The organism is Rickettsia endosymbiont of Cardiosporidium cionae, from assembly GCF_015476335.1.
In the GTDB taxonomy this organism is placed as follows: Bacteria; Pseudomonadota; Alphaproteobacteria; order Rickettsiales; family Rickettsiaceae; genus JADHZC01.
On the sequence record NZ_JADAQY010000001.1, the window covers coordinates 42,167 to 68,705 of the forward strand.

The following is a 26,539-nucleotide window of genomic DNA, read 5'->3' on the forward strand; positions in this document are numbered from 1 at the left end:
TAATTTTAAGCATTTCAATCAAACTATAATTTCTGGAGCATATACATCAGTATATAGTTCTTCTTCACTAGGAAGGGATGTATCGTTCTCTATAAAGTTTTCAATATCCCTAATTTGTGACTTAATATCTTTTTCAATTTTTTTTAATTCATCTTTAGTAGCATAACCTTTACTAAGTAAAATATCATATAAATTATCTATAGGATCTAGTTTTTTATAGTGATTTAATTCTTCTTTACTTCTATATTGAGCAGGATCAGACATAGAGTGTCCTTTATATCTGTATGTTTTGAGCTCTAAAATTATAGGCTCTTTTTGCTTTCTTACAAACTCCACTGCTTGTGTAGCGGCTTCGTATACATTTTCTACATTCATGCCGTCTGCTTCTATTCCTTCAATACCAAATGATCTGCCTTTTTTATACAAATTTGTAACAGATGTTGATCTGCCAACCGAAGTCCCCATAGAATATTCATTATTTTCAATAATATATATTACTGGCAATTTCCATAAAGATGCCATATTAAATGATTCATATACCTGTCCTTGATTCATAGCTCCATCTCCAAGGAATGTCAGACAAATATTATTGGTATTTTTATATTTAGATGTGAATGCAATACCTGTACCTATTGGCACTTGAGCCCCTACTATACCATGCCCTCCGTAAAAATGACCTTTTGTATTGAACATATGCATAGAACCTCCCTTACCTTTAGAACAGCCTTCGAATTTACCTAACAATTCAGCCATAACATATTTAGGGTCTATTCCGGATAGAATTGCATGTGCATGATCCCTATAACTTGTAATCATTGCATCCTCAGTGGATTTTGCCATCATAGTACCTACCAGTACAGCTTCTTGCCCTATATACAAATGACAAAAACCTCCTATTAGACCCATACCATAGAACTGTGCACATTTTTCTTCGAAACGTCTAATTAATAGCATATTCATGTAACATGCTATATACTTATCTTTACTTAATTTAGACATAATGCAAAATGTAATTAATGAACCACCTACTGTTCAGGTATATTACATGAATTTATATTACTAATCCATACTAAATGATCAATATGTCCTTAAAGCAATAATTTGTCAATTTTTTTATATATTGGTTATCAAAATAAATGTAGTAGCATGGTTAATGCGTGCTTAATTTATTTTCGTAAAAAATTTTAATCGATAAATTAAGTTGGTTTATTATTTGGATAGAGTAGTTTATATTGACAATATTTTTTATTTTTTTATTGCAATATTTTCAGTATTAGTAAGTTATACGAAACTATTGAATTTATTTTGAAATAGGGGATTAGTATATTTGTGCTAGTTTAGCATCTTATATCTTTTATTTATCTGATATATATATTATATACATAATTATCTTTGGACATCTTGCTTGTTATATGCTCGAGATTCATAATAATATATATGCTATAAGTATTATATTAGGGCCAAATTCTATTGAATTATTTATTAGACAAAAATTGTGTTAAGTCTGTAGTATCACTATTGAGTTAGATTCATTATTGAGTAATTGGGACAATAATCCTTTTTTAGTATTATTTAGCCAACTAACTATTAGCCTACTAATTAGTAACAGATCTAACTTTTCTTAATCATATTTTTTATGATATTATACCCTAGTATCTTCTATTTTTTGGAATAGTAGAATATATACTTGTTATATTCTTGATGTATAACCCTTATCTAGTTAGTGATTTAGTAATTAGCTATATTTAATAAATTTTGATTAAATTTGTCACTGTTATATTGACTATTAGCTATATTTTATCTAGAATTAAACTGATAATCTCAGTAATAGCCTCTTATAAATCCAACCAAATATTGCTGAATAGTTAGACTCAAGTTTTATTGAAGTATCAGGCTTCAGTATAAATATTTATCTATGTATTTTATTTGAAATATCAGTTCTGCTGCTATATTTTATTCTAGTCTCTGAATTTACAGCTTACATATATATGTAGTTAAAACATATAGAAGATGATAAAATTATAATAATCTAATTTATAATTCTGAATGATATTACTCCAATATATGTAACATCCATTACTAATATAATACTGCTTTCAAATGTAATGTTAAAAGCAGTTATACCATTTAGACCACTATGGCCGTCTAATATTTACTTAGAACCTAAGGTTTAGGTGGGCTCAGTAATGTTTAAAATATTTTATAAACAGTGACCAATCCCTTATCATTATAATTGTAGTCCTAGCTTCATTATTGAACGCACCAAGTAGCCCATCGATATATTACTAACATTGATTATTACTCATTAACTATACCACTTAATTTATAACAAATTTTTAGCAATTTTGCATCTATATTTTTTATATTGTTATAATTTTGGTTGTTTACTATATCTATTTCATCATATTTTTCTTTCAAAATAGTATTTTCAGATTCTGAACTTAATAATAGCATTACCAGTAATATTTCTAGATTTGAAGATGGATTAGTTTGTTTTAGTTTTAATAGCTTATCATTTATAATATTGATAATGTTTTTTAGTTTATCTTGATCAGTATTTTTGCTACAAGATAATTTAAATTCTTTATTTCCTAGTGTTATTGTGATGATTTGCATAGAATGCTCTGATCTGTTTTAATTCTGTAATATATTCTTTGACTTTATTTTTAATATTTTTATTCTCTGTAGTTAATTGTTGATTTTGTAGTTGTAGTTCAAGGATTTTTTTATCCTGATTTTTAATTATATCTAGTATTGAATCTACTAACTTTTCTATCTTATCTACAGATTGGGTTGTAGAATACAATATGTCTTTCATTTTTTATTTTCCACTAAATTAGTAATAAAAAACTTATTTTTAATTAACTAGAGTTACATTATACCCGAATTTCATATCATACCTATTATTATATAAATTACTATATTTTATTTACTGTATTAATTCTTCCCAGATTTTGTCAATATTTTTAATAGTTTCTTTTTCCTGGGATATTTTTTTACCCCAATTTCTACTTGTTTCGTTGCCAATTTTATTTGTAGCATCTATGCATATTTTTCCTCCTAGACCAGATTTTGGGGAAGCAAAATCTAAATAATCTATAGGGGTATTATTGATTAAGTGAGTATCTCTTACTGGATCACTTCTAGTAGAAATTGCCCAAATTACATCATGCCAATCTCTAATATTGATATCATCATCAAGCACTATGATGTATTTGATATACATAAATTGTTCTAAAAATGATAATATGCCCATCATTACCTTTATGCCTTGCCCTGGGTATCTCTTTTTTATGGATATTAGAGCAAATCTATAAGAACAAGATTCTTTAGGTAAATAAAAATCTATTATTTCTGGAAATTGAGATTGTATTATAGGGAGAAATAAATCATTAAGTACTTCTGCTATGATTGAAGGTTCATCAGGAGGTTTACCAGTGTATGTAGATAGATATATTGGGTTCTTTTTTGTAGTAATTGCAGTAATTTCTAATACAGGAAAATATTCTACTTCATTATAGTATCCTGTATGATCTCCGAATGGGCCTTCTGGCAAGTTTTCTCCTTCTAAATCTATTACACCCTCTATTATAATTTCTGCATCTGCTGGTACATTTAAGTCAATAGTTTTACATTTCACCAATTCTAGTGATTTATTTTGTATTAAAGAGGCGAAATTATATTCTGATATATTGCTGGGGATCGGCATTACTGCTGATAAAATTAGTGCAGGTGATGCCCCTATTACAGCAGCGATAGGCATATATCTTGTATAATTTTTATTATTTTTCCATTCATGGTGATGTTTTGAACCTCCTCTCATTTTTAGCCATCTTACTATTAATTTATCTTTACTTATAGGTTGTAATCTGTATACGCCAAGGTTATATGTAGGATTAGTATCAGTATTATTAAGATTTTTAGTAACTATTAATGGCCAAGTAATTAATTGACTAATATCGTCAGGCCATGATTTTTGTATTGGTAACAAATTAATATTGATATTATTTGTAATAACTTTTTCTTGCGATGGTGCATTTTTGACTAATTTAGGTTTTACTAATAATGCACGTTTTAATAACGGTATCATTGATATAGTATCTCTAAATGATGAAGGAGGAGATGGATAACGTAGAAAAGCTAATAATTTCCCTAATTCTTTTATTTCGGATGTATCTTGAAGTCCTAGCCCCATAGACACTCTTTCTTTATGAGCAAATAAATTTGTAACTACAGGAATCTGAGATACTACATCATTATGTAGTACGTTTTTAAAATAAAGTGCTGGACCATTTATTTTAAGAAATCTGCTACTAATTTCTGTGATTTCTAGATTTGAAGATACTTGATGAGAAATATACTTTAAGTGATTTTTTTTTTCTAAATGTTTTAAAAATTTAGTTATACTTTCAAAATGCATAATTATCTATAGAGATTTAAGTTTTAAGAATCCTAATCTAAATAGTCCAAGTATAATAATAGATAAGGCAAATATATACTCAAATATTATCCAATTTGGATTTTTAGGTATTAATTTTTGTAAACTAAAGTATATAAATGTGATTATTATAATTTCAACTATTAAAGTAATATATATTTTATAGGTTATTCTATTTTTAGAAGCATTATTCAATATGATAGTTACAGCAATTATTGTAAATAGATGGCTATGTATTGGCCATAATATTCTTTGATGTCCGGCAGCCTCCATAAGGGTTTTATCATTTGTATTTGGAAGGCCAGATGGATTTAAAAGTTCATTAATATACATAATATTATAGTTTTTAATATTAATAGTGTCATCACACGATATAACCATTTCAAATGGAATTGTAATGAATAGCTGTTGAAAATGTAATATACTTAAATTTTTAGTAGTGATATCTTTTGATTGCCTAATTCCATCATGTAATTCAATTTTAAGATTTATAAATTTATTAGAAGTAATTTTTCCAGTTTTTGCAAAAAAGATAACCTCATTGGATTTATCACTATTATCGAATAATATTACTGATTCTAGAATGCCATCTTTATGACAGCGATTTATATACATAATATGATTTTTTGATATAGTATGGAAACTATAGTTAGATACCTTAGCAAAAATAGATTTATTACGTAAATTATCTAATTTAGATTGAAATATCTTATATGATGTAGGCAGTAGATATCCAGAAATAGATAAACCAAATATTGTTATTAATCCCGATATTATAATTGCAGGTTTCGCAATTGCGAAATTACTTAATCCAGAATAAAACAAAATGGATAATTCATTATTATAATTTAGATTGTGATAAACATAAATTATAGCAATCAATATCGATACTGGTAATATCATATATATTATATATGGTATTAACAATAATAATAATTCTAATATATGGACTATCTGAATACCTTTTTCTATTAAAAATAATAATTTCGTTGTGTATAATATTAATATTAGAGCCGTAATCAAGGTTAGAGATAATATAAAGGCAGAAAATATAGATCTGATAAAATATTTAACGTAAATATACATATAAGGAAATCATACCCAAAAATTACGCAATATAAAGTTATCTTCTTTCGTTCAAAAATTTTCTTTTGTTACTATGTATAATTTTATTATTTTTTGTTGTTTTACGTATAGACTTTCTAGAAATATTTTTAATAAATGATTTATTTTTAAAGTAAAAAAACGAAAATATTGTAAGGCAAATTATAGATAAAGCTGAAAGTAATAAAGCTGAATTTATATAGTTATAGTAGAATAAAATGATATTTATATTGGTTACTAAAAATGTAAAAAATATACCAAATATTGGAGCTAAATTATAAAATTTATTAGATATCTGAGCTCGAATTAATTCCAGATTGTTCTTATGTAATTGATCTTGATAAGACATATCAAGTAATTTTTTACAAAAACCTGGTGTTAGTTCTTCATATTGTTCAATAATATCTATTGGTGGCAACTGATTTATATATTGTTTTTTTATTAAATCCTTGTTTGGTTTATTATAAGAAGATTGAGCATAACCTTTATTCAATCTATCATATTCAAAAAATTTTTTTTCTTCTTTCATTTTATTGGTATATAACTAGTGATATGTGAAGTCGGAGTAGAAACTTAACTAATTTATTATTCAGTTAACTAAGAAAAACCGTAATCATAGTTCAAATATGTTTCACCTTTCTCGACTATAAACAACTTAGTAAATTTTGTTCCAGTAAACAGTTATCGAAATTCAAAATATTGTTTTTAACAGTTTTGAGCTGGGAACAAAAGGTTCACCCCTGAAATTTACAGCATTATTAAATTTTTTGCAACAAGTTATAAATTTTTTATCACAACCTGGTGTTAACGATATAGTTTTTTTTATGCTATTAATCTGTGATGAGCTCAATGATATATCAAGTTTTATTTTGTTATTATTGTGATACAAGATTTTAGAATTTTTTATTATTACTGAGTTTTCATCGCTTATTACAGCTGTACCTCCAGTAAAAAAACCATCTTCCACTTTTGAACTCAGGTCATTACATAGAATTACATCACCTTCTATAGATTCTATATCAAAATTTTTGGTATGACAGATTTTATCAATTTTACATTTTGTGTCTCCAAAATCTGCTCTACATAAATGGCTAAACGATTTCAGCAATGCCTGGTTATATTTTAATGTTTGTGGTTCTATTTTACAATAAAAATCCAGATCGTTAGATTTAATATATGTACAGTGATAGATTAGTTTAAAAATTAATTTATTATTAGTAATACAGCTTACTGTCCATTCTGAATTGCTTATATTATTAGTATTTTCAATACCATTTTTTTCAAATATTCCATGAATCATAATGCAGTTTTTAGATGAATCAGTAAATTCTGCTTCTAATATAGATAACCCTGAATAAGGCATATATGTTTTATTATCAAAAAAGATATTATCGTTTATAGAGCATAAATATATAGATAAATTATTTACTAATTTTATATCGAAGCAATAAATTATTTCATTTATATATTTATTCATAGAAATATATGTAATACATGTTTTATTATATTGAGTAATAGCATTTTTATTATAACTTAATCATTTACTTCTATTATTTCTATATCTGATAATTGAATTGTATCGTCTCTGTTAATTTTATATTGGAAATTATCACAATTAAATCTTACAGGAACGTAAAATTCAAAATTAGCGGTTAATATATCATCTTTGTTACAAGGTTCAGATAATGTAATGATTCCCTGATCATAATTAACTTCTACAGGCACTAAAGATGATTTGTTATAAATTTTTACAGAATTTTGTATTGGTTTTGTAATTTTTCGTCTATATACCAAGAATTCATCATCATATTGTTTATAGAGTTGAAATTGTCTAGTCACCCCGTCTCCAGTTGCTAGATACTGGTTAGATATCTTATAATCTGCCAGATCTTTAAATAGGAAGGCAAATCTTTTACCTCCTCTAGCTATAAAAAAACTATTAAATTTGTAAAATTCTTCTTGAGAGAGCCTTGCGTTTCGTATTAGATATTTCAATGTAAAGTTACTTGTATCTGAATTGCGTACTTCTCTACCTGATGCTGATTGTACACAAGAAGTAGAAAAATTTGGTGAGGCTATAGCAAATATTGTAATAAAATCTGGTAATTTAGTATTATGGATATTCATCTTTTAAGATCGATTTTTAATTAATGCGAAATACTGCATGGATAGTTTATTAGATAGCATATCACTGCCTTTATGAAATGATATATCTGAATATTTGATACTGGATACTAAAAAATTTTCTAGCCAAAAATTATCAATTTTTAATAATTTTTCTATTATAGTAGCTAATTTAAATAATATTTTTTGATTTTTTTCCCTAGAAAATGCAGAAACTTCAAATTGAATGTCATAAATTGTTTGTGTTATTAAAGAAAGATTTTTTATATGTAGGATATCAATTAATAAACAAGGTTGTGTGCTATTCTCTATAATAGATAAGTAGCAGTTATTTTCTATGATATCTTTTATTTCAGGATTGCTTGCTAATATATTATAAATTTTTAATTGAAATTTATTTACAATTTCTATTGACATAGTTACTTATTAAATTTACATAAGTTCGATTGCAATTATACTCATTAATTTTGATCTACTACCGATGTTGATAACACGTTTTATACTAAAAATTCTGGATTCAAAACTGATTCTTAAATTACGATTGATATTTTTGTTGTATCTTAAACGAAATAAAAAAAGATCTTTTGTTAAAATATATCCAAACTTCAAGTTATTTAGTGCATAATAACTATTATTACAAAGTGCATCCATATGCGCAAAGCAATAGAAGTATTCTTGCCATTTTTCTTGACCAAAATCATCTTTATTTTTATCAATAAGAAATGTTATTTTTTGGGATAAAGTTGCTGCTATACTGGATTTATATAGATTTTTATTACGATATCTAATGTTATACTTCATTTAGCATTTTAAGTTATTGTGATTATCTATATATATATTTTTCTGTATTTCATATATATTTTTTGAATTTCTTTAGAAAGAGCCAAGTTATAATCCTGTCCATCATACATAAGTGATGTGTGCATCAATATTGCTTGCTGTATTGGAAGATCCAATGTTTCTTTTGTAAAGCCTGCTAAATACTTAATTTTTATGTTACAAAATTTATATTTATCATCAAAAATGATTTCAGAATTATCATTTATATACCCAAAATTGTCATAAATATTGATAGACTGACTATTATTTCTTTTTGATGTAATATTCAGTAACTCTAAAACAGGATAATATTTTAATTGTAAAAAATTAGCATCAATATATACATTGAGACGAATTTTTTTATTATTTATTGTTAATCCAGTAGCTTGTTCTGCCATTCTTATAGCAGAACATAAGAGCCTTTCTATTAAAGAGTCATCATTATCCTCAGATACTCTTAGGTAATTCTTAACTTCTTTTATATCCCAAATATCACTTTTTATGTACTCTAGAATTTCATATTGAGGTTTATAATAATTTCTCATGATATATGCTGCATTATTAAATGATAGCAATCTTAATGATTAAGAATTTAATTAAATATTACATACTTTAATTATTTTTGATTTTTAAAAAAACCATAGCATCAGGCGATATCACAGCTCCTCCTACTCTTTTTACAGCATAGAATTTAATAAATGGTTTTTCTGTATAAGGATCTCTCATTAATGTAATAGTATTTCTATCTATTATTTTGTATGCATGTTTGAAATTTCCTAATACAACTGGTACTGTACCTGCGTTTATAGAAGGCATATTTGAACAACACACTACTGGCACTCCAAATATTGTTTGTTTCATTTTGTCTTCAATAGATTGTTGCCAAATGAATCTTCCCATTTGATCTTGTAAAGATTGTAATGCAGAAAGAGTAGTACGGTTCATTAAGAATGTTGCATCATTCGTATAACTTGGGTCTAAAGCATTTAGTAAATTCAGCAATATGTTGGCATCGATTGTAATATTATCTAGGCCTACAGAAATTTTTTGTACTTTATCTTCTGGATCATACAGGATACCTGAAGGTTTTTTATTACCATCTCCATTTATAAATGCTTCATTTTCCATTTTTGAAAAACTCTCTGAGAGCTTTTCTGTAATCCACTTATCCATATCAATGTATGAATCATCTATTAATGTTTGTGTAGCTTTTGGTTGAGCATATAGTTCATGTACAGGGATAGATTGTTTAATAAGTTGAGGAGTTTCTGTTGTATCTCTAGCATCAATTTCTCCTACCCATCCTGAATTAAATATCCCTTGATCTTTTATTACTTCAAATGCGTTGCTGGATATTGATTCAATACTAGCTAATTTCCTTATTATAGATTGTTCACTGATTGAAGAGATAATTTGCCTGTATAAGGTAGACTCTAATACTACTGATCCTTCGTTATTATTGCTACTATTTAGTGATTTTTTAATAATTTTTTCATCAATATTTCCTTTTCTTATAAAATCATCTACTCCCATTCTATATTTTGTATCTTGTTGAGTATCTTCTGCTAATATTGTGTCATCTTTATTAAAAAATTCTTGCATGTTATAAATTTTTTTCTCTAGTTCCTGAACTTTATTGAATGATTTTTCTTTTGTTTCAATAAAATTTTCTAAAATATTATTGATATTATCTATTTTATCTTGATCATTTTTTAGAGTATGAGTTTCTTGTAACATTTTTTTATTATTTTATGTTTAATTGTAGCTAGTGTATTAGAGAAAATTTATAGTTATACTTATTAAGTTATTTGAGTTTATTAAATAATGAGTACATTTTAATTAATGATTTTTTATAAGAATTTTCTGTATAATCAATTCTATTTACTGAGTTGTCGTTTTGTAGATTTTTTATACAGTTTATACTCGCATACTGATTCGCAGGGAAAGTTACGATACTTACTTCTAATAGATCTGCTTTTGTAATAATGATATTGCCTTTATTATCACGATGTCGTGATTTCACGTTAAAACCTATACTTAGGCCATTCACAGCTTTTTGTTTTACTAAACTAATAGCTTCTATTCCGGTTTGTGTTTGATTTGTAATGTTTGCTTCTATTTTTAGGCCAAAATCATCTTCTACTAATTCATATATAGTACCTATAGGCTTTAGATGGTCATGTTGCCATAGCAATTTAACCTTATGTGCAATAGAGTCTTGAAAAGCCCCTCTAAATATTATGTCGTTATGTTGATCTATTACATTAAATACACTTGCATATCCAAAAATTCTTGTTCCATTTTTTCTGGAAGATTTTATTGTATATCTTGAACTAATTTTACCTTTTTTCAAAATTGCCTCTGATCATTATTTAATTGAATGAATACGATAGCTATGATTTATACATAAAATATTCACTACACTAAGCGTTATTGTATAATCTTATTTTTCTTATTTTGAAGATCGCCTATTTCATCATTCGGCAATCATGAATATTGCTGATATTTTAATTATTTAATTGATACTATTTTTTGAATTTGATTAGAAATTATTTATTATCTATCTTGTTCTATTCTTGATATTTTTTGCAGTGATTTTTGTTCTTGTATTTTTTATATAATTTTTTCTAGTTTGTATTATTTTAAATGCTTTTATTTTTTTTGGTATTGGATCATATTTGCTGATACTCTGTAGTATTAAGTTATTATTATTTGATGTAAATCTTCTAGAAGTATTAGAATGCAGGTCTATTACGAACATATTTTTAATAGTATTGCAACTTTTAGAGTTAAACTGTAAAATATCTGTATAGTATTTATTAACGATATTATGTGAATTAGTTTTAATTGTTTGATTTATTTTATTATTTTTATTTTGTTCTTTATTGGTTATTGGAATATTTTGTGATAAAACACTTTGTTTGTTATATTGATCAATTTTATTGTGTTGAATCTTCTGGTAATATTTGGTTATAACTCTATATCCAATATAACCAGCAACAGCTGCTATTGATATCACAGGTATTACATGTAACAATGATGTACTAGATAATACAGGTAATAACTGTTGTAACTCAACAATACTAGCCTTAAATGTGTTGTAAAGTAAATATGATGAGATTAATACTTGCCCTACAGTGATGAGTATTTTGAAAGATTTTTTAGCTATTTCAAGTAGTATTTTACTATATTTTATAATTAAATTTATTGATTTTTGTACTAATTTATTTAGATTGCTACTATTAGAAATACTACAATTTTCATCATATTTTTTGATATTATCAAGTGATTCCTTATTTAAGGATTTTATATGATTTAGGTCATTATTAATATGTTGAGTTAATATCTGCTTAATGTAATTAGCATTAACATGTTGAGAAGCTTGTTTTATAACTATTATTGGTACATTATTGCTATTTCCATATTTTTCAATAAATTGTTGAATTTTTTTATTAGCTATCAGCTCTCTAACTTTAATCATATCGTGCATGATAGATTTTGTATCTCCTAATTTTTTTAGTAAATATTTTTTAGAATTTTTATGTGTAGTACTGTTATGAGTGATAATTTTCAATCTTTCATCGAGTTGGGTGAAAGGCTGATTTAAGTTGGACTCATTATTTAAAGTGGATCTTTGATCAGATAATTCTAGATTATTTACTGTATTTATTGTGCTAGATATTTGTGCTAGCAAGCTATTAACTGAAGTTAATGAATGTTTTATTTGTGAGATATTAGATGGCGTAGGCATTAATATTAATACAACTGACTTTATTAACTTTTATTCTCTATTGTCTAGCATATTATGATAACATGTTGTTAGTTAGAAATGCCTTAAGTTTGTTATAACATAGTGGATATTTATTATTGTGTATACCAAATTGCAACTGCGTTATTCAATAATTTTCATAACTATTAAATTAATAACATCTTTAGTATTTTTATCCAATGTAGTGTATATTATACTAAATAAAGCTAGTATTATGTAATGATTCTAATGCGAGAACTTTGTTATTACTATTAACAACAAGATGAACAGTATTGTTGCTACTGCCATAGCAGATCATTTCTAAAGGAATATCTTGTACAGCCTGTATAATTTTTGCAATAATCAATGTATTGTTTCCACTGATAAAATCTCCTAAGATGCAAATAATACTTTGTTGATATTTAATATTAACTTCTCCATAGATCTGAAGATCATTTTTGAGATCTTCAACATATTGCTTACTTTCTAATGCTATTGACGCTGTAATTTTAGAAGTATTAATCATATCAGTAGGAATTTTATATTTTTTAAATATTATTAATACATTAATTAAAAATTCGTAAGCCATTTGCATTTTGTGGGATTTTATTTTGATTATGATAATATCATCTTTTGCTGCTATAGCTTTTGTTATACTAGAATTTCTTTTAGAGCTAATTAAAGTTCCAGATTTATTAGGTTCTAAAGTACTTAATAACCTAATAGGTATATTAGATTTTTTTGCTGGTAGTATGCTATTTGGATGTAATATTTTTGCTCCAAAATAAGCCAATTCTGCTGCTTCATCGAATAAAATTTCTGGGATATATCTAGTATTTTTAATAAATCTAGGGTCATTATTGTGTAATCCATCTATATCTGTCCATATTTGAATTTCCTCACTTGATATAGCAGAACCTATTAAAGTTGCAGTATAATCACTACTGCCTCTATCTAAATTATCTATTTGGTTATCAGGATTTTTACAAATATAACCTTGCGTAATAAATAGACTATAATCCTTATTATCTAAAATTAATTTGTTTACGGACCGAAATATATGTGGCAGATCTGGTTCACTATTTTTGTCGATAAGCATGAAGCTGAGTGCAGGTAGTAAACAAGATTTAATTTTTATTTCTTGTAGATATAAATGTAATAAATGGGTAGATATAATTTCACCTTGTGCAAGAATAATTTTTTCATATTCTGTACAAAAAATATTTTTATTATTAAACGAATATATAATATCTAAACATTCATTTAATAATTTCATAGCTTTAGTTAAATAATATTTACTGATAAATAAGGAGTTTATATATTTTATATGTATTAATTTTAATTTTTCTATTAAGTTTTTAGGGTCTTGTTTATTAATATATAGATTATTAATTTCACATAATATATCGGTAGTGTTAGTTATAGCAGATAGTACAGTTATAATTTTGCCTCCAGTATTAGTAAGTATTTTTACTATTTTTTTCAATCGATCTGGTTCTTTTATGGAACTACCACCAAATTTTAAAATCTTCATATGTTTTAGTAAAAAATTATAAATTATTTGAGTAATTATAAATAAAATATATAGTAGTTTTATTGAGTTATCTATTACATAATTCTTTCTATGTATGTACAATACGCGATACTCATAATTACTGATTATATCAGAATTATTTGTTAATATTAAACTAATAAATATTAAGTATCTAATATTTGATATGATTTTACTTTAAATAACAAAATTCACTATTGCAATAGATTATTATTTCTTTAAATTGTTTTATCATATCATGTGTAATATTTAGTTGATTATTAAAGGTATTACATTTTAACTTATTAGAAGTAATAATTTGTACATCTGCATCTTCTGGGCTGAAACATTTTGTAATATTTAATGCAATTTTTTTATTAAATTTTGTAATAAATATTTGGTTATCGGATAATTTTTTTTTATCAAATAAATATTCCGATTGTCCATACCAATGATACCAATTTTCAATAACTTTATGATCTATATTATCAGTATATATAGTTAGTTCCTTTTTTGCATTGACTATACCAATAGCGTTTAAAAAATGACTATAAATACAAACTGGTTTTACTTGTTTTAATAATACTAACCCTAATATAGGTATGAAAGCTATTGCAAGAATTTTGATATTTGTTTTCCAAATTATTAGCCAAAAAAATATTATAGCAAATAGTAACAATGCGTGTTTTTGTATATTACCTGTATATATCACTGATTTTGGTAATTCTGCTATATAATGAGCAATTTGATAGAAGTAATATATTATGTAATCTAGTAGTATAAGTGGGATATATTCGTATCCGATTAGCATCATTAATAGTGCTAAAATACTTATAGGTATGATTAAAAATGAAGTTATTGGTACTATTATAAGATTCGATATTATACCGTATGAGGGGATTTTATAAAAATGGTAACCAACAAATATAGAGGTTCCTAAACTTGCTAAGAGTGTTGTATATATTATTACATATAAATAATTTCTCAGTGAATAGAAAATTCCTATTTTATAGTGAGTATTTTGTGTGATTAGTTTTTTATTCAGTATTTGATTACCAGATATTAATGAAAGGACAGCAATAAATGAAAGTTGAAAACTAGGATGAAAAATATATTCAGGGTAAAATATTAGCATACAAGATGCAGTAAACATGACATTTCTTATAGAAATTGCCTGTTTAGAAAAAAACTTGGATATGATTAATATAAGATTCATTATAAACGCTCTAGTAGCAGCTATCTTAAAATTTATAATTATTAGATATACAAAACTAAAAATCAATGCAACTACCAACGCTATAGCTTTAATATTATATGAATATGATATTGTATTTGAAAGATTTAGTAATAATCTTGTTATAAAGAAGACAGTCAAAGTAACAGCAGATATATGCAATCCAGAAACACATAATATATGTGCTACTCCAGAATTTCTGATATCTTGCATAATATTTTCTCTAATGTTGGTAGTATTACCAATAATAATTGCGCTTAAAACTGATGCAGTATCGTGATGCATTACATTCAAAATTTTTTTCTCAATATTTGATTGTATATAATGAATATAGTAATTAAGATTATATCGAGGTTTATTCCTAGATATGACTGAAATTTTAGATAAAGCCTTTGCAGTACCTTCTATTGAATTAAGATTATTAAAAAATTCCTGATCATAAGATGGATTAAGGTGAGTTTTCAATTTATTTGTAGTAAATATTTTAGCCTTTAAGCTAATTCTGTCACCATGTTGCAAATCTATATCATAATCTCTAGGTAAAGATATTTTTAATTTATTTATTAACTTATTGCCATAATATTTTTTATGACTTATTAATACATCATTTAATAGTAGAAAATAGTTATTCTCTGTCATCATTATTTCTGAAATATTCCCAATAATATTGCTAATAATTGTTCTATTGATTGGTTTTACGTTGGTTATTTTTGTTTTAATTTTAGCTGTAATATTTCCTAGTACAAATCCTAATAAGCACCCATTAATAAATACTATAAAAATACTTTCTTTATTTATCGTATAATATAAAGTCAATAATAATATTATTACTAGTATGCAAGAAGCTACTGTTATAGCTATCAACAATTTCTGTTGAATTGAAAAATGATATATTATACCAAAAAAGAAGGCTACGAAATACCAAATTGCTATTTGTTGATATTCTTCTGATAAAATCCTTTTAGAATTAAATATTAGTTGAGTCATCTAGAATGATTTTTGCAGCTTTTGCAGATGCGGTATTATTAGATTTAAATCCTAATTTTTTGAGTATTGCTTGAGAATGTGATATTTGTAACTTTGACTTCTGCTTATCACTTATTAATTCAATTATTGATTTTGATAAATTATTTGCAGTAAATTCATATTGAATATATTCTTTTATAATTTCTTTATTTGCAATTATATTAATTATAGTAATAAACTTGATTTTAATTAGGAATTTTATTATCAAGTAGGATATGAAATTGACTTTATATCCTACAACCATCGGTGTAAGCGATGCTGCTATTTCTAAAGTATTGCTACCAGATTTTGCTATAACAGCATCACTCATTGCAAAAATTTGTAATCTATTTAATGAAAATGAGTAGTCAAGATTTATATTTTTTAGAAATTTACCAATTAAACTAAAATATTTATCGTTGGGTTGTAGTATAAATATTTTGATTTTATACATATGTGATATTTCTTGTAAAGAATCAATTATTATTGGCATGTGTCGTATAATTTCACTTTTTCTTGCTCCAGGTGTTATTGTAATAATTTTAGTATCATCACAGATATTATATTTTTTCCTCAATATTGGTTTTGAAGATTTATCATAAAATTTTTGTTCAAATATAGGATGCCCTATACAGTAAGTTTTTAAGCCAAATTTCCTAAAATATTTTGGTTCAAAGTCAAACAAAGTTAAAAGTTGATCATAAATTTTTGAGTATTTAATAGCCCTATTTGGGTTATATGCCCAAACAGTAGGTGCTACAACATGTATCAGCCTAGTATTTGGTATTTTTTGTTTTATTTTTTGTGCTATTTTAAAAGAAAATCCTGGAGCATCTATAGTAATTAAAACATCTGGTTGGTATTGTATTATATCTTCTATTGTTTTATAGAATAGTTTTATTAATCTAAATATATTAGGTATTATTTCTGCAAAACCCATAATGTTAATTTGCTCAATATCAAATAATACATCTACCCCTGTTTGTTTTATCAGATTCCCTCCTATTGCTCTAATCGATAAGTTATTTTTTCTATTATGAAGTGCATTAATAATCTTAGCTCCTATAAAATCTCCTGAATTTTCTCCTGCTATAAGATATATTTTCATTATGAAATTATGTATTATATAATATTACATTCCTGCTATATACAGATAAATCACGTGTAGGCCCTGTAATGGAAATGAGTAGAGTAAAAAATTAAATTTAGGTAAAATGATATTGCTAATTACCCAAAACATGCATAAGGCAGAAAGTATTTTATTCATAAAAAATTGAGTATTTTTAATATGAAAGTGGTACAATCCATATACGCATACCGATACACTACATATTATCCACAAATATAATTGCGGATCCTTTAGCCAAGTATGATTTTCTAACTTACCAGAGATTATAGACGCTATGTTTTCAGTAGAAATATATTTATTAAAGCAGAATAAATAATAACTAGCAACAGCTCCTAAATAAAATAAAAATATTGAACTTAAAAAAAATATTAACCTATTTATAGTAAGTGCAAGAAATACAATAAATAGAACCACGTATATTAACAATATTTCTTTTGCTATATTAGTAGTTTTTAAAAAAAATGTATATTTTTGGTAATATTCAAATTTATTGATAATAACTGGAATATTAAACAATATAAAATATAATGCAGAGAATATATATGAGATTTTTATTAATTTTGTATCAAGATATTTATAGAGAAAATTTATCATGGTAAAAAGATGAATTTTATTTCTTTATTCAGATTTCTTATCTTATATCTAAGATAAGAGATCTATCTGAGAATTATTCGTTGAGATATTGCAGCATATTTTAAAAAAATTCAATTGAATTTTTTATTTCTTGAAATTTACTAAGTACATTTTTAGTTGTTTACTATTCATAAATTAATGAAATATTATTACAATGATCTCGGTAGATTTTACCGGCTAACTCTAATTCTAAGCAAATAGTAGCTACTTGTTGTATAGAAAGGTTTGTATATTCTGGTATTGATGAATATTTGATAGGTGTTGCTGATAATGAATCTATAACTATCTTTCTATCTTTATCAGTGATATTAATCATTTTCATATTATTAGCTCTATATTGAGTGCTGAGTATATTGTCATCAAATATTTGGTTTGATGATAATAGATTAATCACTGGTGATAAGTTATTTATTATATCTTGGCTAGATTCTATTAACATTCCTTCTCCATTTTTTATTAACTTATTACTGCCTGAATATCTTGGATCTAATGGGAACCCAGGTACTACAAACACTTCTCTATTTTGTTCTAATGCAAAATTAGCTGTTGATAGTGACCCAGAATTAGTTTTAGCTTCTATTACTAATGTTCCAAGGGAAATTCCTGATATTATTCTATTGCGTTGATGAAAATTTTTACTTAACGCTTTAGTTCCTATTGGTGATTCTGATATAATGAGTGAATTTTTTGATAATGTATGGAATAGTTCTGCATTTTTACTTGGATATATATTATCAATACCCCCAGCAATAATTGCTATAGTATTTTCTATACTTGATTGATGTACTTCGGTATCTATACCTATTGCTAATCCAGAAACAGTAACAAAACCTTCAGATACTAATTCACTAATTATCTTTCTAGTTAATATTCTGCCATTCATGGAACAATTTCTTGCTCCAACTACTGAAATAATTTTTTTTCTATTGGCTAATTGAATATTTCCATTATATGTTAATAGAGGAGGGTAACTATGTGTTTCTAATAATAATTTGGGATAATCAGGGTTTGTATATGTAATGAATTTGCTGTTATTATCATCGAGTTTTTTTATTTCTTTGAAAGCATCTTTTTCAGAATAAACCTTTATAGGGTTTGATCTCCCGCCTCTGAGAGAAAATTCTGCTATATTTTCTAATGCTATTTCAGCAGAATTAAACATTCTGATTAGGAGCGCGAATGTTCTAGGGCCAACATTTTCGCTCCTAATCAGTCTTAGGATGCTTATATCTTCTTTTGAGTAATATTTTTGTGTGCTATTTTGAAATAGATTTTTGAACATTAAACTTTATAAATTTGGATCAATTTATTTAATTGTATTTATCATAATTTTTTAGCGTTTGCATTAAGGTACTCGGCGATACCTTCTTGTGTAGGGTTAATGGCTTCTGTACCTTTTATCCAACCGGCAGGACAAACTTCTCCATAATCCAGATAATAATTTAAAGCATCCACCATCCGTAAGGATTCATTTATATTTCTACCAAGAGGAAAATCATTAACTACATAATGCCTGATAATAAACTCATCATCTATTAAAAAACTACCCCTGAGTGACATACCATCTTCATGTAACACATTATAGGCGGTAGATATCTCTTTTGTTAAGTCAGATACTAATGGAAATTGTACATTACCGATACCTCCTTTGTCATAAGCAGTATTTTTCCAGGCATAATGCGAATAATGTGAATCTATACTAACTGCAACTATTTTTGTGTATACTGCAGTAAACTCACTGAGTTTATTATTTAAAGCGATAATTTCTGAAGGACATACGAAGGTAAAATTAAGAGGATAAAAAAATACAATGCCTTTATGTCCATTTAAATATTCTTTCAAGTTAAAACTATGTTCTGTAGAATTATCTGGCATAATAGCTTTTGCAGTAAAATCAGGTGCTTTTTTTCCTATAAAATTTGTCATAGTATAATACCTATTAAATATTAATTAAATTATTAGTAAATACAGTTTAATATTTATTTTTGCAATTAAAAATTATCTCATTTAACAATATGAATAGATAATTTAATACCTATATATAACTTTTTTAGTCAAATATCAAATTAAATAATTATTCTGATAATTATAATTAGGTATTATTAAATAGACTAAAAATTGTACAAATAATCTATCATTTTTCTAATTAATAATAAATTAAGTATGAAACATCATTTTATCAATTCAATTTATCTATATTGTATTTCATTAATTATGATTTATTAAGTAATATGCTAATATTAGCAGTCAAGCATTTTAGTTGACATTTGGTATTCATGCTAATAATATTCTGTTCATGACGTTACTAGCAGTTTATAAAATTGCTTGATGCATGGATTTGTTTATTAATTTTTGGTATAATTAACTCTCATTGAATTGCTAATTTAAGCTTATTGATAAATTTTTTTGAGTTTAATTAGTGAACATTGATTTATAAAGATCATAATTAATAATCGGTCTATTCTAGTGTATATTTTAAGTGTATTTTTTGGATCAGTAACATATAATTTAGTCTTAGCGTTTCTGTGTATAATTTAGATAATCAACTAAAACTAGATCAAGTTGTTATGAATTTTTATTATAATTATATATATTGAATCATGACAAAGATCGGTATTACTAGCCGTTTTATACAAGCGTGTATTTTACAGTGTACAGTTATTTTGTTAGTTATATGCCAGAGTATTTTGGTGTTTGCTGAAAACAGTTTTGATACCAGAATCGATAAGATAGTGATTACTGGTAATCATAGTATAGAAACTTCTACAGTTCAAGAGTATCTAGGGATTAATGTTGGTAGTAATTACAGTTCACACGTTAAAGAGGATGCTATACAAAATCTTTATAAAACCGGTTTTTTTCAGAAGATTAAAATTGATTTTGTACAGAGCATTTTGACAGTAAGCTTATTAGAGAATCAATTTATTTCCAGTATCAGTATTGTAGGTAATCATAAGATACAATCTGCAGCAATCAATAAATATCTCAAGTTGGTGACAGGTGAGTATTTAAATGATTATAAATTGCGTAAAGATATTATGACAATTAAGTCTTTGTATATAAAGCGTGGGTTCTTAGATGTTAAAGTCGAAGCACAAATTGTAAATAAAAATTCTCAGTCTGGTATCGCATCTATAGTATTTAAAATTACTGAAGGCAATAAAGTAGGTTTATTTAATATCATTTTTATAGGAAATAAACATTATAAAGACATAGAACTAAAATCTTTAATTCGTTCTAGGGTGTATAATCCTATTAGAATATGGGAAGTTCATGATTTGTATGACTTGAGCAATATAGAACATGATAAAATGCTTTTAGAAGAATTTTATAATTCTGTAGGCTTTGCAGATTTTAAAATTAATTCTGTTACATCAATATTAGATCCTAAAAAAGGAATTACTGTTATATATTCTATTGATGAAGGAAGTAAGTATAATTTTGGCTCCACAAAATTGGTAAATGAGTTATCCAAAATTGATGATCAAGAGATTTTAAAACATTTTGATATCAAATATGGTACAGTATTCAATATATATTCTATTAAATATGCTATTCAAAAAGTTAAAGATTCCCTAGAAGAAATGGGATATAATGGGCTGGATATTGATTATGATATGGTGTTTGATCATTTTCATAAATTGGTAGATATTAATATTACAGTTAAGTATATGCCAAAAATCTTTATTGATAACATAATTATACGAGGTAATGTTAGAACTAAGGATCAAGTAATACGTAATAAGTTTGATTTTCATGAGGGTGATATATTAAATGGCGATAGTTTATTTCAAGCTAAGTATCGCCTAGAACAGTTGAATTATTTTAAATATGTTATGATCAAAACTTCTCCTACAAATTTTATAGATAAAAAAAATTTATTAGTTGAAGTAGATGAGAAAAGTACTGCTACTCTTGGGCTAAATGTTGCTTATAGTAGTCAAAACAAAGGGTTTTCAGGTGGTGTTAATTTATCAGAAAGTAATTTTGGAGGAAATGAGCAATTGCTAAATATTGCCGCTAATTTTGCTGGTAAAAATAATAATGCATTGGATATAGATTTTGTAACCCCAGGCATTTTCAATAAAAGATTTTCTTTTGGGATGGGTTTTTTTTTGCATGCTTCTGGACATGTAAAAGATAAGTTATTTGGAGCTACTGATTTACAGAATTTTGATAATAAAGCTGTTGGAGGCTCTTTGTCATTTTACTATCAAGTTAATAACTATATTTCCCAAGCATTGCATTACAACTTTAGCAGATTAAAAATGAATACCAATAGTCAATCAAGATTCGTTACTGATGATTCTGGTAAATTTACTGAATCGTCATTACATTATAATATAACACTCGATAAATTAGATAGTCCTATGTTGCCTAAAAATGGGTATATATTAAATGCTTCTGAAAGAATTGCTGGTCTTGGAGGTAATATAAAATATTTTAGACATGAAGTATCTTTGAAATTACTTAAATCATTTTTTGATAACAGGTGGACATTTAAGAATGCTTTAAATGCCGGTAAAATACATGCTTTTGGTTCGGATAAAAGGGTTTATGTTTTTAACAGATTTAATTTAGGAGATGAGTCATTAAAAGGTTTCGAATTTGGTGGTATAGGACCCAAAGAAAAATCTGATACACCTGAATCTTTAGGAGGTAACAACTATTACAGTTTTGCTACAGAGCTAGAGGTACCGTTACCGATATCTAGGTCTGTAGAACTTAGTGGAAGAGTGTTTATGAATTTAGGTTCAGTTTGGGGAGTTGATACTAAAGCTGATAATAATATAGATTTTTATAATGATAAATCTATTAGGATTGCAGCTGGCTTTGGATTTACTTTATTAACTCCATTGGCTCCAATACAAGTATCTTGGGCGTGGCCTATAAAAAAGAAAAAATATGACGTGCCTAAAAATTTTCATATAACATTCTCAACGAATTTTTAGTTAATTTAATAGTATTATAATCAATGTTAAGGTCTAAATTTTCAATTAAACAATTTTTATTAGAAAGTCTGATAGTGGTAATTTCTGTATTATCGATTAAGATATTTTTAATAGAATTATTTTTTGTTCCTACTGGCTCTATGAATAATACAATATTAAATAACGAATATATATTAGGTAGTAAATATTCATATGGATTTAGTAAATATTCTATTCCATTTTTTCCAAATATTTTTGAGGGTAGATTATTTAGTACTGAACCTGGTAGAGGTGATATTGTTATAATGAAAAATCCAAATTCTGACGTGAGATTTATTAAAAGATTAATTGGTATGCCAGGAGAAAAAGTAGAAATTATTAATGATGTGATTTATATAAATGATATACCTATTAAAAGGAGTTTTGTCTCATTAGTAAATAATGAAAATGGAAAACAATATATGAAATATCAGGAAACTTTATTTAATAATGTTTCTTATTTTTCCTATAAATTTATAAAAGCAGATAATAATTTATTAGACAGATACAATTTTGCTAATTTTGGTCCTTATGTTATACCACAAGGCCATTATTTTTTTCTAGGAGATAATAGGGATGAATCCAGTGATAGTAGATTTTCATTAGGTTTTGTTTCTTTTGAACATTTCATAGCTAAAGCACAATACATAGTATTTTCTACTAAATATCTATTAAAAGATGAAAATACAAGTTTTATAGAAGCTTTATCTAGAATTTGGTTATGGGTGAATTCTATTAGGTCAAATAGGTTATTTACTAATTTATATAGTTTATAATATGATAATTAATTGTCATTAAGCATTATGACACTTGATATTTGTGACTTCACTATTTTAGAAAATAAAATTGGCTATAGTTTTCTGGATAAGAAGCTTTTAGCAGAAGCTTTGTTCCATCCTTCTATTAAGCAAATCAGGAATTCTAATTCAGTAAAAAATTATGAGAGATTTGAGTTATTAGGAGATGCCATCCTTTCTTTTGTTATTTTAGAGTTGTTATTAGAAAAATTTCCTGATTATACTGAAGGGAATATTTCTAAAATTAAATCTTATTTAGTATCAAAAGATGTATTATATCAAGTGGGTGCAGAAATTGATATTAAGTCACATATTGTAATGAGTCCTGGAGAAGAAAATTCAGGTGGTAGGTACAATATTAATAATATAGCAAATGTAGTAGAGGCCTTAATAGCCGCTATCTACATGGATAATCATAGCATTTTGGATGTTTCATTATTTATAAAAAAATTATGGTATGAATTTTTAAACAATATTGATTTTAAAAAACTTGATCCTAAAACTAAACTTCAAGAATGGTCACAAGATAATAGATATGGATTACCGCATTATAATGTTATCAGAAAAGTAGGTCTAATGCACTCTCCAATTTTTACCATTGAAGTTACTGTAGGGCCTCATAAACAGACTGCATCTGGTCACTCCACAAAAATTGCTGAAAAAAATGCTGCTGATTTGTTGCTTATCAAATTAAACAATTTAGGCAGTTAAATTTAGAACATATATTTATTAGCGATATAATTTTAATTATGATTCAACAACAAAAAAGTAAGTTATTGTCTGTATCTATTGTTGGGGCTCCTAATGCTGGTAAATCTAGTTTATTTAATAAAATTCTTAAAACTAAATTATCTATCATCACTCCAAAGGTACAGACTACAAGATCTATTATTACTGGTGTATTCAATATAGATAATACTCAATTAATTTTATTTGATACTCCTGGTATTTTTGTTCCAAAGAAGCGATTAGAAAAATCTATGGTACGTTTTGCTTGGGCTAGTCTTGTATCAGCAGACTTAGTAGCAATTCTTATTGATAGCAAGTATGCTATTGATGATACTACTAAAGATATAATTAAAAAAATCTCTTTGATTGGAATAAATTTTGTTTTTTTATTGAATAAAATTGATGTTGCATCAAGTTATTTTGTGAATGAAAATGAAAAATTTTTGTCCATGAATTATTTAAATAGTAAAATTTTTAAGATTTCTGCTAAAACTAGTAAAAATATTGAGCATTTTATTAGTTTTTTACTATCTAAGGCTAAATTAGAACATTGGTTATTTGATAAAGATGATATTACCAATATGCCGCAAAAATTTTTCGCCTCTGAAATTACGAGAGAGCAGTTATTTTTGCAATTAGATCAAGAATTGCCTTATAATCTTTCTGTTAGAACTGAATCATGGAAAGAATTTAATAATTCAGTTGTTATACACCAATCCATTATTGTTGCTAAGGATTCTATAAAAAAGATTATCATTGGCACAGGAGGTAGTAAAATAAAATCTATAGGTATTAAATCAAGAATCAATATAGAAAAATTTCTTAATTGTAAAATAGAATTATTCTTATTTGTAAAAGTCAATTCTCAATATTGGGATTTGCAATCAGACTATCTTACCTAATAACATATACTAATAATAAATGTTATTATATACTAATTTAACTTAATAACATGGAGCAAAGAATTGCAAAATATATATCATCATCTGGGGTATGTTCTAGAAGAATGGCGGAGAAATTGATTCAGCAGGGTAGAGTTAAGCTGGATGAAGCTATAGTTACTACTCCAGCAATTAATGTGAATCCAGATCATAAGATATATGTTGATGATAAATTAGTTATACCAACTCTAAAAACTAGGGTTTGGATTTATTATAAACCTGTAGGTTTGATTACAACTCACCGTGATCCATTAAATAGACCTACAGTATTTTCATCATTAAAGTCACTTTTACCGAGAGTTATTTCAGTAGGGAGACTCGATATGTATAGCGAAGGTTTATTATTATTAACTAATAATGGAAGTTTTGCAAGAAATATGGAATTACCTAAAAATAAAGTAAAAAGGATATATAAAGTTAGAGCTTATGGTGACACTAATTTATTACTAAATGCTACTAGGAAAGAAATTTTTGAAAGTTTACATTATGATATTTCCTCGTTATATTTATTATCACCACAGCATGATTCGATAAATTGGTTTAAGATTACTTTAACTGAAGGTAAAAATAGAGAAATAAGAAATATTTTTCAATATTTCAGATTAACTGTTACTAAATTAATTAGAATTCAATATGGAAAATATCAACTATCTAATCTTTGTCCTACAGAATTTAAGGAAGTATCCATATAGCTTTAATATTAATTGCTTTTATTCTACACTATATATCGACTACTTTGAGTAATAATTTCTTTTTTGTATTTTTTATCTTGTTTATGAGATAAAATAAGATGAATTCAATAAATAGAAATTATAAAGTTTATCAATATTAAGCAATATGTGAGGTTTAAAAGTGGTATCAAATCAAAGTACTAGTGTAAATGATGCAGAGTCTGAATTAAATTCAGTTAAATATCCAAATATTGAGGTCATTTCTCAGTATATAAAAGATTTATCTTTTGAGGTATCCACTGCTCCATGGAAATTTTCTCCAAATTCAGATACACCAGAAGTCAAAAGTAATGTAGGATTACATTATGAACCTACAGATAGTGAAGATGTACTAGAAGTGTGTTTAGATATTAAAACAGAAGTTTCATGTGGTGATAAAACTTTATTTTTAATCGATATAGAATATAATTCAGTTTTTAAATTAATGGATGTATCTGAAGAAGATCGTGTACCTATTTTGATGATTTATTGTCCTAATTTGATATTTCCATTTGTTAGACAAATAATATGCAATGTTACACAAAATGGAGGGTTTCAGCCCTTGATTTTAAAACCTATTAATTTTCATGAAATGTATTACAATACTGCTAAGGATCTACAGTAATA

At 25.9% G+C, this 26,539-nt stretch carries 26 protein-coding genes; 6 read left to right on the forward strand and 20 right to left on the reverse strand.

The features are described from left to right. Nucleotides 1-18: 18 nt before the first annotated feature. The 20 genes from pdhA to IHI24_RS00240 form a co-directional block, all read right to left on the reverse strand. Nucleotides 19-999 carry a pyruvate dehydrogenase (acetyl-transferring) E1 component subunit alpha gene (pdhA, locus tag IHI24_RS00145; RefSeq protein ID WP_194966044.1) on the reverse strand — a complete coding sequence of 327 codons (981 nt, stop codon included), beginning with the start codon at nucleotides 997-999 and terminating at the stop codon, nucleotides 19-21. 1,299 nt (nucleotides 1,000-2,298) lie between these two features. Next, entirely contained in the window at nucleotides 2,299-2,616 is a 318-nt protein-coding gene (zapA, locus tag IHI24_RS00150; protein WP_194966045.1) for a cell division protein ZapA, read from the reverse strand. Then, nucleotides 2,585-2,818: a hypothetical protein gene (locus IHI24_RS00155; RefSeq protein ID WP_194966046.1), complete on the reverse strand. Its 234-nt coding sequence runs from the start codon at nucleotides 2,816-2,818 to the stop codon at nucleotides 2,585-2,587. Before IHI24_RS00155 ends, zapA begins: the two co-directional genes overlap by 32 nt. Nucleotides 2,819-2,929: 111 nt before the next feature. Continuing rightward, on the reverse strand, nucleotides 2,930-4,420 hold the full coding sequence (locus tag IHI24_RS00160; RefSeq protein WP_194966047.1) for a UbiD family decarboxylase: 1,491 nt from the start codon (nucleotides 4,418-4,420) through the stop codon (nucleotides 2,930-2,932). A gap of 6 nt (nucleotides 4,421-4,426) precedes the next feature. Then, nucleotides 4,427-5,524: an LptF/LptG family permease gene (locus tag IHI24_RS00165; RefSeq protein ID WP_194966048.1), complete on the reverse strand. Its 1,098-nt coding sequence runs from the start codon at nucleotides 5,522-5,524 to the stop codon at nucleotides 4,427-4,429. A gap of 37 nt (nucleotides 5,525-5,561) precedes the next feature. Beyond that, on the reverse strand, nucleotides 5,562-6,071 hold the full coding sequence (locus IHI24_RS00170) for a hypothetical protein (protein WP_194966049.1): 510 nt from the start codon (nucleotides 6,069-6,071) through the stop codon (nucleotides 5,562-5,564). A gap of 162 nt (nucleotides 6,072-6,233) precedes the next feature. Further along, a complete protein-coding gene (locus tag IHI24_RS00175; RefSeq protein ID WP_194966050.1) occupies nucleotides 6,234-7,019 on the reverse strand; it encodes a phage BR0599 family protein in 786 nt (261 codons plus the stop codon). 56 nt (nucleotides 7,020-7,075) lie between these two features. Further along, a complete protein-coding gene (locus IHI24_RS00180; RefSeq protein WP_194966051.1) occupies nucleotides 7,076-7,669 on the reverse strand; it encodes a phage distal tail protein, Rcc01695 family in 594 nt (197 codons plus the stop codon). Between the two features lie 3 nt (nucleotides 7,670-7,672). Further along, nucleotides 7,673-8,083, reverse strand: coding sequence for a hypothetical protein (locus tag IHI24_RS00185; RefSeq protein WP_194966052.1), 411 nt, complete (start codon nucleotides 8,081-8,083; stop codon nucleotides 7,673-7,675). Nucleotides 8,084-8,098: 15 nt separating this feature from the next. Beyond that, entirely contained in the window at nucleotides 8,099-8,467 is a 369-nt protein-coding gene (locus tag IHI24_RS00190) for a phage head closure protein (RefSeq protein WP_194966053.1), read from the reverse strand. 26 nt (nucleotides 8,468-8,493) lie between these two features. Continuing rightward, the gene (locus tag IHI24_RS00195) at nucleotides 8,494-9,030 is read right to left on the reverse strand and encodes a head-tail connector protein (RefSeq protein ID WP_194966054.1); all 537 of its coding nucleotides are present in this window, start codon (nucleotides 9,028-9,030) and stop codon (nucleotides 8,494-8,496) included. Nucleotides 9,031-9,097: 67 nt separating this feature from the next. After that, entirely contained in the window at nucleotides 9,098-10,222 is a 1,125-nt protein-coding gene (locus tag IHI24_RS00200) for a phage major capsid protein (protein ID WP_194966055.1), read from the reverse strand. Nucleotides 10,223-10,289: 67 nt separating this feature from the next. Further along, a complete protein-coding gene (locus tag IHI24_RS00205) occupies nucleotides 10,290-10,838 on the reverse strand; it encodes an HK97 family phage prohead protease (protein ID WP_194966056.1) in 549 nt (182 codons plus the stop codon). 207 nt (nucleotides 10,839-11,045) lie between these two features. Then, entirely contained in the window at nucleotides 11,046-12,236 is a 1,191-nt protein-coding gene (locus IHI24_RS00210) for a hypothetical protein (protein WP_194966057.1), read from the reverse strand. A 214-nt stretch (nucleotides 12,237-12,450) separates the two neighbouring features. Further along, nucleotides 12,451-13,767, reverse strand: coding sequence for an aspartate kinase (locus tag IHI24_RS00215; RefSeq protein WP_194966058.1), 1,317 nt, complete (start codon nucleotides 13,765-13,767; stop codon nucleotides 12,451-12,453). A 190-nt stretch (nucleotides 13,768-13,957) separates the two neighbouring features. Further along, nucleotides 13,958-15,985, reverse strand: a complete 2,028-nt coding sequence (locus IHI24_RS00220; protein WP_194966059.1) for a ComEC/Rec2 family competence protein — start codon at nucleotides 15,983-15,985, stop codon at nucleotides 13,958-13,960. Then, complete coding sequence (gene lpxB, locus IHI24_RS00225) at nucleotides 15,966-17,111, reverse strand: lipid-A-disaccharide synthase (RefSeq protein WP_228777131.1); 1,146 nt, start codon at nucleotides 17,109-17,111, stop codon at nucleotides 15,966-15,968. The genes IHI24_RS00220 and lpxB overlap by 20 nt, the downstream gene beginning before the upstream one ends. 24 nt (nucleotides 17,112-17,135) lie before the next feature. Further along, the gene (locus IHI24_RS00230; RefSeq protein ID WP_194966060.1) at nucleotides 17,136-17,726 is read right to left on the reverse strand and encodes a hypothetical protein; all 591 of its coding nucleotides are present in this window, start codon (nucleotides 17,724-17,726) and stop codon (nucleotides 17,136-17,138) included. 163 nt (nucleotides 17,727-17,889) lie between these two features. Beyond that, nucleotides 17,890-19,047 (reverse strand): DNA-processing protein DprA, encoded by a 1,158-nt coding sequence (dprA, locus tag IHI24_RS00235; RefSeq protein WP_194966061.1) that lies wholly within the window; start codon nucleotides 19,045-19,047, stop codon nucleotides 17,890-17,892. Nucleotides 19,048-19,088: 41 nt separating this feature from the next. Then, nucleotides 19,089-19,691 carry a peroxiredoxin gene (locus tag IHI24_RS00240; RefSeq protein ID WP_194966062.1) on the reverse strand — a complete coding sequence of 201 codons (603 nt, stop codon included), beginning with the start codon at nucleotides 19,689-19,691 and terminating at the stop codon, nucleotides 19,089-19,091. 674 nt (nucleotides 19,692-20,365) lie between these two features. On the opposite strand from IHI24_RS00240, the gene bamA reads away from it, so the two are divergent. The 6 genes from bamA (at nucleotide 20,366) to secB (ending at nucleotide 26,537) form a co-directional block, all read left to right on the forward strand. Next, a complete protein-coding gene (bamA, locus tag IHI24_RS00245) occupies nucleotides 20,366-22,717 on the forward strand; it encodes an outer membrane protein assembly factor BamA (RefSeq protein WP_194966063.1) in 2,352 nt (783 codons plus the stop codon). Nucleotides 22,718-22,740: 23 nt separating this feature from the next. Beyond that, nucleotides 22,741-23,511 (forward strand): signal peptidase I, encoded by a 771-nt coding sequence (gene lepB / locus IHI24_RS00250; RefSeq protein WP_194966064.1) that lies wholly within the window; start codon nucleotides 22,741-22,743, stop codon nucleotides 23,509-23,511. 27 nt (nucleotides 23,512-23,538) lie between these two features. Continuing rightward, on the forward strand, nucleotides 23,539-24,243 hold the full coding sequence (gene rnc, locus IHI24_RS00255; RefSeq protein WP_194966065.1) for a ribonuclease III: 705 nt from the start codon (nucleotides 23,539-23,541) through the stop codon (nucleotides 24,241-24,243). Between the two features lie 41 nt (nucleotides 24,244-24,284). Next, a complete protein-coding gene (gene era / locus IHI24_RS00260; RefSeq protein WP_407690718.1) occupies nucleotides 24,285-25,163 on the forward strand; it encodes a GTPase Era in 879 nt (292 codons plus the stop codon). Between the two features lie 50 nt (nucleotides 25,164-25,213). Next, nucleotides 25,214-25,894, forward strand: coding sequence for a pseudouridine synthase (locus IHI24_RS00265; RefSeq protein WP_194966067.1), 681 nt, complete (start codon nucleotides 25,214-25,216; stop codon nucleotides 25,892-25,894). A 160-nt stretch (nucleotides 25,895-26,054) separates the two neighbouring features. Beyond that, nucleotides 26,055-26,537 carry a protein-export chaperone SecB gene (gene secB / locus IHI24_RS00270; protein ID WP_194966068.1) on the forward strand — a complete coding sequence of 161 codons (483 nt, stop codon included), beginning with the start codon at nucleotides 26,055-26,057 and terminating at the stop codon, nucleotides 26,535-26,537. The last annotated feature ends 2 nt before the right edge of the window (nucleotides 26,538-26,539 follow it).

Coding starts and splice junctions, on each gene's coding strand:
- pdhA (WP_194966044.1), bottom strand. CDS start 999: ATGTCTAAATTAAGTAAAGATAAGTATATAGCATGTTACATGAATATG.
- zapA (WP_194966045.1), bottom strand. CDS start 2,616: ATGCAAATCATCACAATAACACTAGGAAATAAAGAATTTAAATTATCT.
- IHI24_RS00155 (WP_194966046.1), bottom strand. CDS start 2,818: ATGAAAGACATATTGTATTCTACAACCCAATCTGTAGATAAGATAGAA.
- IHI24_RS00160 (WP_194966047.1), bottom strand. CDS start 4,420: ATGCATTTTGAAAGTATAACTAAATTTTTAAAACATTTAGAAAAAAAA.
- IHI24_RS00165 (WP_194966048.1), bottom strand. CDS start 5,524: ATGTATATTTACGTTAAATATTTTATCAGATCTATATTTTCTGCCTTT.
- IHI24_RS00170 (WP_194966049.1), bottom strand. CDS start 6,071: ATGAAAGAAGAAAAAAAATTTTTTGAATATGATAGATTGAATAAAGGT.
- IHI24_RS00175 (WP_194966050.1), bottom strand. CDS start 7,019: ATGAATAAATATATAAATGAAATAATTTATTGCTTCGATATAAAATTA.
- IHI24_RS00180 (WP_194966051.1), bottom strand. CDS start 7,669: ATGAATATCCATAATACTAAATTACCAGATTTTATTACAATATTTGCT.
- IHI24_RS00185 (WP_194966052.1), bottom strand. CDS start 8,083: ATGTCAATAGAAATTGTAAATAAATTTCAATTAAAAATTTATAATATA.
- IHI24_RS00190 (WP_194966053.1), bottom strand. CDS start 8,467: ATGAAGTATAACATTAGATATCGTAATAAAAATCTATATAAATCCAGT.
- IHI24_RS00195 (WP_194966054.1), bottom strand. CDS start 9,030: ATGAGAAATTATTATAAACCTCAATATGAAATTCTAGAGTACATAAAA.
- IHI24_RS00200 (WP_194966055.1), bottom strand. CDS start 10,222: ATGTTACAAGAAACTCATACTCTAAAAAATGATCAAGATAAAATAGAT.
- IHI24_RS00210 (WP_194966057.1), bottom strand. CDS start 12,236: ATGCCTACGCCATCTAATATCTCACAAATAAAACATTCATTAACTTCA.
- IHI24_RS00215 (WP_194966058.1), bottom strand. CDS start 13,767: ATGAAGATTTTAAAATTTGGTGGTAGTTCCATAAAAGAACCAGATCGA.
- IHI24_RS00220 (WP_194966059.1), bottom strand. CDS start 15,985: ATGACTCAACTAATATTTAATTCTAAAAGGATTTTATCAGAAGAATAT.
- lpxB (WP_228777131.1), bottom strand. CDS start 17,111: ATGAAAATATATCTTATAGCAGGAGAAAATTCAGGAGATTTTATAGGA.
- IHI24_RS00230 (WP_194966060.1), bottom strand. CDS start 17,726: ATGATAAATTTTCTCTATAAATATCTTGATACAAAATTAATAAAAATC.
- dprA (WP_194966061.1), bottom strand. CDS start 19,047: ATGTTCAAAAATCTATTTCAAAATAGCACACAAAAATATTACTCAAAA.
- IHI24_RS00240 (WP_194966062.1), bottom strand. CDS start 19,691: ATGACAAATTTTATAGGAAAAAAAGCACCTGATTTTACTGCAAAAGCT.
- bamA (WP_194966063.1), top strand. CDS start 20,366: ATGACAAAGATCGGTATTACTAGCCGTTTTATACAAGCGTGTATTTTA.
- lepB (WP_194966064.1), top strand. CDS start 22,741: ATGTTAAGGTCTAAATTTTCAATTAAACAATTTTTATTAGAAAGTCTG.
- rnc (WP_194966065.1), top strand. CDS start 23,539: ATGACACTTGATATTTGTGACTTCACTATTTTAGAAAATAAAATTGGC.
- IHI24_RS00265 (WP_194966067.1), top strand. CDS start 25,214: ATGGAGCAAAGAATTGCAAAATATATATCATCATCTGGGGTATGTTCT.